Source organism: Brevundimonas sp., from assembly GCF_023259385.1.
In the GTDB taxonomy this organism is placed as follows: domain Bacteria; phylum Pseudomonadota; class Alphaproteobacteria; order Caulobacterales; family Caulobacteraceae; genus Brevundimonas.
The window spans coordinates 1-5,405 of record NZ_JAHFPF010000205.1; the positions used below are offsets into that span (position 1 = coordinate 1).

A 5,405-nucleotide genomic window follows, 5' to 3' on the forward strand; every position below is an offset into this window, starting at 1 on the left:
TTTGTCTGGAATTTAGGCCCGCCCGACCGCGAGCGCCTTGACCCCTCGCGCTCAATGGCTTGACGCCCCTCAAGCCCCGGCGTCGTCAAACCGCCGGCGCATGGCGTTGCGGCGGCTCGGTCGCCGCGTCGAACGCCGCCGCGACGGTGCGAACCAGCCGCCGCGCCGCGTCCGGGATCCAGACGCGCCGCGCGTCGATCCGGCACAAGCCCGCGTCCGCCGCCTCCCGAAGCCTGTCCAGACAGGCGTCGAGGTGATCGGAAGACTGCCCGTGGTTCTGGGAAATCTGATCGACATCCGCCGACAGCCCGGTCATCAGGGCTTCGATCACCGCCCCCCGAAGCCGATCCTCGGATGTCAGGGGCAGTATCCGTGCGACCGGCAGCCGGCCATCGGAGATCGCCTGCCGCCAGACCCGCGCATCCGCGGCGTTTTGCACCAGTCCCGTCGGCCACTGACCGATGGCCGACGGCCCCAGCGGCACGAGCACCCGCGCGGGATCGTCGGTATAGCCTTGGAAATTGCGCCGCAGCCCGCCCTGCGCCAGGGCGCGCGACAGACGATCGTCGGGACGCGCGTAGTGGTCCAGACCGATCGCCTCGTAACCGGCCGAGACCAGTCGGTCGTGGGCCGCCCCGGCTTGGGCCCAACGTCCCGCGGCGTCGGCGAGTTCGGTCTCGGCGATCATGCTCTGGTGCTTCTTCAACCAGGGCACATGCGCATAGCCGAAGACGGCGAGTCGGTCGGGCGCGAGCCCCGCCGCCAGGTCCGCCGTCTCGGCCACATTGTCCGGCGTCTGACCGGGCAGGCCATACATCAGATCGAAATTGACGCCCGCGATCCCTGCGCGCCGCAATTCCTCGACGGCCTCTGCCACCTGAGCATAGGGCTGCGGTCGATTGACCCGCGCCTGGACCGCCGGATCGAAGGTCTGAACCCCAAGGCTTACCCGCGTGACCCCGGCTTGCGCGAGGCCCGCGATGAAACCGATCTCCAGTCGAGCCGGGTCGAGTTCGACCGCCACCTCCGCGTCGGGCGCGAAGCGGAAGATCGACCTCAGCCGGTCCACGACGGCGACGAAATCCGCAGGCCGCAGGATGTTGGGGCTGCCGCCGCCGAAATGCAGATGGCGCACGACCCCGCGCCGCACCCCGGGCCGTTCGGCCCAGAGCGCGATCTCCCGCAACAACTGGGCCTGGAAGGCCGCCACCCGCTCATAGTCCGAGACAATGCTGGTGTGGCAGCCGCAGTACCAGCACAGTCGATCGCAGAAGGGGATGTGGACATAGACCGAGAGGCTCTCCCCCTCATCCGCGATCAACCAGGTCTCGACCTCTTCGAGCGTCCCGGGCCGCAGAGCGACGGCGGTGGGATAGCTGGTGTAGCGTGGCAGGGTCCGACGGGCATGCGTCATCCAGGCCTGAGGCAGGGAGGTCGGCATCGCGATCCCCCGCCTCAGGCAACCGTCCAATGCGGTTGAAGCGGAACATGCGCAGGACCCGGCCGCACGGCCTTGACCGGTCCGCCGGCCAGTTCATCGGCGAAGCCATGGTTGACGTCACGGTGATGCGCCTCGTCGGCGCGCACCACCAGAACCACGTCGCGCAGCGTTGCGGACGCGGGCAGACCCCAGTAGTCGCGGGCGATCTTTGGCGCAGGGACGTTCTCGCTACGCCCTTCGTCGATCTCAGCGAGATAATGGGTGTAGCTGATCACCGCCTCTTCTTCGAAATAGCCGACGACCCGATGGGCGGTGCGGGGCGAGACCAGATAGAGGCCGAAGAAGAAGAGATAGAACAGCCATTGCACGGCCATGACGATGAAACGTTCGAACAGGGTCGGCTGGCACACCTCGATGAAGGTCATCAGGTGCATGCGCTCGTTTTCGGCCTCGTCCATCAGGGTGCGGATCCAGCCGCGGTCGTCGCTCATGCGCCGCAGGGCTTTCAGGTGGGTCAGGGTGGCTCCGACCATGCCGGGCACGGCCGCCACCGTCTCCAGCACCACGGCCCGGTGGCCGTAACGCTTGGCGAAGAAGGTGTCCGCGCAGAAGCGGAGCGACTTCACAAAACCCCAGGCGATGCGATCAGAGACCGAACGCGGCGCATGATGGACGTCCATATCACTCAGAAGGTCAGTCATATTCATCAGCTTTCTCGTTTCAGGTCTTCACAGACCGGATTAGGAACAAAGGGCTTCAAGCCGGTCGCGGCGGACCAGCCGGACGTGCCGACTGGAGCGCGCCGAGATCAGGCCGGAGCCTTCCATTTGGGTCAGGGTGCGCGAGACGGTGTGGATCGCCAGACCCAGGAAGTCCGCCATGTCCTGGCGGCTCATCGGCAAGATCATGTCGTCGAGCGATCCGACTCGTCGGGCGTAGGCGAGAAGAAAGGCGGCGACCCGTTCGGTGGCGCTTTGGCGAGCGAGAATGGCGGCATGATCCTGACTGCGTTGGCAGACCCTCACCGAGGCCGCCCACAGGGCGCCGGTCAGGCGGACATCGGTCGCCGCCAAGGCCGAAAGACGCCGACGCCGCATCCCGGCCACGACGGCCGGCGTGACGGCTTGCACAGCGGTCGTATAGTCCACGCCCGCGTCAAGCCCGAGGAACTCGCCAGGCAGATGGAAGTCCACGACTTGGCGACGACCGTCCCGCAGCAGGCGATAGCTCATCAAGACGCCCGCCTCCACGCGATAGGCGTAGTCGGCGGCCGCGCCGACGAGAAACAGGTCGTCGCCCAGATCGACGGTGGTGCGAAGAGCCTGACTGTCGGCGAAGGCGGCGTTGAGCGGGCACATGGCTTCGGGCTCGGGCGTCGGGAGCGGACGCTCGAGCGGCTCGGGGGTCATCGCGAGAAGGGCTGCGGACATGGCGACCTCGGGTTTATTCAACGCCGTGACGCTACGGGGGACAGGCCGATTTCGGTACTCGGGTGTGTCGCCTAGGGGAAAGACCCGAGTTGCCGTCTCGGATCAACCCAGTCTCGTCAGCGCCTCGATCATGCGTCGTCGGGCCAGCCCTGGAAGGCGCGCCACACCGGCTTCAAACCCGGAGCGGCTGGCGCGGACGTCGCCAACGGCGATCAGAGCCACCATGCCCATGCCGAAATGAGGCGCGCACTTGACGCCGTAGAGGCCGGGTCGTTCGAGACGAAGGTCGAACACCGCCCCCATGGCGCCGCGCGTCGGCGGCGTTCCCGTCGGCGCAAGCCCGACGATGACCTCCGCATTATGTCCGGGATCGGTCGGCACGAAGCGAACGAGATCTCCGATCTCGGCGCGCAGAAAGGCCGGGTCGAACACCATGGCTCCGCCCGGCCCGCGGTTCAGCATCTGAACGCGGTGGACGCGCGCGGCGGCCGCGCCGCCGAGCCCCCATCCCGCCGCCGCCGTCAGCAGCGCCCGTCGCGTGGTCATCGAAATCTCCCGTCGCAGGCGGCGGCCCGGTCCCGTCCGCCGCCGGTCTCTTAGCAACCGGCGCCCTTGGCGCCTTTGCGCGCGCGCAAAGGACAAGGCTCCCTCCTCCCCCCGGATGGTTCTTCGTCGGCGGACGTGCCAGACTCGCCTGAACAGGCGGATGGAGGCCGATGAAAACCAGCCGAATCAGCGCGCCGCTCTTTTGGGCCGAACGGGTGCGACCGCACCGGCATCTGGTCGGCGCCGCGATCGCTCTGGGCGGAGTGGGCCTGGCCTATGCCGCGCGGTGGGCGATGGCGCCCATGCTGGGCGAGCGGATCGCTTTTCTCTTCTTCGTCCCTGCCGTCGCGGCCGCCGCCGCCGTGGGCGGATTCGGCGCCGGCGCCCTCGCCGCCTTGCTCGGCGCCGCCGGGGGTTTGCTGATCACCTGGCAGGCTGGGCCAAGGACCGGCGGCGACATCGCCACCGCCCTGGTCTTTCTGGCTGTCGGAATCGGCTTGAGCGTGGGCGGGGAACTTCTTCACCGGGGCCGCCGCGGCGTCGTCGCGGCCAACGCTCACCTACGCGCGCGCGAGGCGCATCTGCAGTCCATCCTGGACACGGTCCCTGACGCCATGGTCGTGATCAGCGAAAGGGGCGTCATAAGGTCCTTCAGCCCGGCGGCCGAGCGGATGTTCGGCTGGACGGCCAGCGAGGTCGTCGGGGAGAATGTCAAACGGCTGATGCCCGAGCCCTACAAGGCGCAACACGACGATTATCTCGAGCGCTATCGGCGGACGGGCGAAAGACGGATTATCGGCCAGGGTCGGGTCGTGGTCGGTCAAAGGCGCGATGGGGCGACCTTTCCCCTCGAACTGGCGGTCGGCGAGATGCAGTCCGGCGAGGAACGCTACTTCACCGGCTTTATTCGCGACCTGACGGACCGCCAGGCCACGGAGACCCGGCTACAGGAGTTGCAGACCGAGCTGATCCATATCTCGCGCTTGACCGCCATGGGCGAAATGGCCTCGGCCCTCGCCCACGAACTGAACCAGCCCCTGACCGCCATGGCCAACTATCTCAACGGCTCGGCGCGTCTGCTCGATCGTGAGGAACTGCCGCGCGAGGTGCTCAAGGACGCGCTTCGCAAGGCCGGAGCCCAGGCCTTGCGCGCGGGCGACATCATTCGCCGGCTGCGCGACCTCGTCGCGCGCGGCGAGGTGGAACGCCGCGTCGAAAGCCTGCCCAAGCTGATCGAGGAGGCCGGCGCCCTGGCGCTGGTCGGCGCCAAAGAGCATGGCGTGCGCGTCACGCTCGATTTCCCGCCCGACGTCGATCTGGTGTTGGCGGATCGTGTCCAGATCCAGCAGGTCGTGCTCAATCTGATCCGCAACGCCATCGAGGCCATGGAAGACCAGCCCCGGCGGGATCTGACCATATCGCTCACGCGATGCGCCGACGAGGCCTGCGTCACCGTCGCCGATACGGGATCGGGACTGGACCCGTCGGTGGCGGATATGCTTTTCCAGCCCTTTGTGACCACCAAGCGAACGGGAATGGGCGTGGGTCTGTCGATCTGCCGAACCATCGTCGAAGCGCATGGCGGACGCATCTGGGCGACCCCGCGTCCGGAGGGCGGCGCGCAGTTCGCCTTTACCTTGAAGACCGCAGATGAAGACGACACCGATGGCGACGATGATCCAGGCTGACACGACAGTGCACGTGGTCGATGACGATGCGGCCCTGCGCGACTCTCTCGCCTTTCTGATCTCGACGAACGACCTGGAGCCGCGGCTTTACGCCTCACCGCTCGAACTGCTGGAGGCGGCGCGCCGCGAACCCCTGTCGGGCTGCATCCTCACTGATGTGCGCATGCCCGAGATGAGCGGTATCGATCTGGCGCGGCGTCTGCGCGCGAGCGGCGCGACCACTCCGATCGTGGTGATGACGGGACACGCCGACCTGGCCTTGGCCGTGGAGGCGATGCGCGCCGGCGTCCAGGACTTCAT

Annotated in this window: 6 protein-coding genes; 2 read left to right on the top strand and 4 right to left on the bottom strand. The window is 67.6% G+C overall.

Annotated features, from left to right (window positions below; genetic code table 11):
• Positions 1-85: 85 nt before the first annotated feature.
• The 4 genes from hemN to Q0C81_RS14280 form a co-directional block, all read right to left on the bottom strand.
• Entirely contained in the window at positions 86-1,441 is a 1,356-nt protein-coding gene (gene hemN / locus Q0C81_RS14265; protein WP_291839265.1) for an oxygen-independent coproporphyrinogen III oxidase, read from the bottom strand.
• A 14-nt stretch (positions 1,442-1,455) separates the two neighbouring features.
• On the bottom strand, positions 1,456-2,148 hold the full coding sequence (locus Q0C81_RS14270) for an alternative oxidase (RefSeq protein WP_291839267.1): 693 nt from the start codon (positions 2,146-2,148) through the stop codon (positions 1,456-1,458).
• 33 nt (positions 2,149-2,181) lie between these two features.
• Complete coding sequence (locus tag Q0C81_RS14275) at positions 2,182-2,871, bottom strand: helix-turn-helix domain-containing protein (RefSeq protein ID WP_291839269.1); 690 nt, start codon at positions 2,869-2,871, stop codon at positions 2,182-2,184.
• Positions 2,872-2,973: 102 nt separating this feature from the next.
• Positions 2,974-3,513, bottom strand: coding sequence for a pseudoazurin (locus Q0C81_RS14280; RefSeq protein ID WP_291839270.1), 540 nt, complete (start codon positions 3,511-3,513; stop codon positions 2,974-2,976).
• A gap of 74 nt (positions 3,514-3,587) precedes the next feature.
• On the opposite strand from Q0C81_RS14280, the gene Q0C81_RS14285 reads away from it, so the two are divergent.
• Together Q0C81_RS14285 and Q0C81_RS14290 are read left to right on the top strand one after the other, a co-directional pair.
• Positions 3,588-5,105: a PAS domain-containing sensor histidine kinase gene (locus Q0C81_RS14285; RefSeq protein WP_291839273.1), complete on the top strand. Its 1,518-nt coding sequence runs from the start codon at positions 3,588-3,590 to the stop codon at positions 5,103-5,105.
• Positions 5,083-5,405, top strand: a 323-nt coding sequence (locus Q0C81_RS14290) for a response regulator (RefSeq protein ID WP_291839276.1), incomplete at its 3' end; no start/stop codon positions are given. The genes Q0C81_RS14285 and Q0C81_RS14290, both read left to right, overlap by 23 nt.

Bases quoted from the DNA above. Each gene is read 5' to 3' on its own strand.
- Q0C81_RS14270 (WP_291839267.1), bottom strand. From the start codon at position 2,148: ATGAATATGACTGACCTTCTGAGTGATATGGACGTCCATCATGCGCCG.
- Q0C81_RS14285 (WP_291839273.1), top strand. From the start codon at position 3,588: ATGAAAACCAGCCGAATCAGCGCGCCGCTCTTTTGGGCCGAACGGGTG.
- hemN (WP_291839265.1), bottom strand. From the start codon at position 1,441: ATGCCGACCTCCCTGCCTCAGGCCTGGATGACGCATGCCCGTCGGACC.
- Q0C81_RS14275 (WP_291839269.1), bottom strand. From the start codon at position 2,871: ATGTCCGCAGCCCTTCTCGCGATGACCCCCGAGCCGCTCGAGCGTCCG.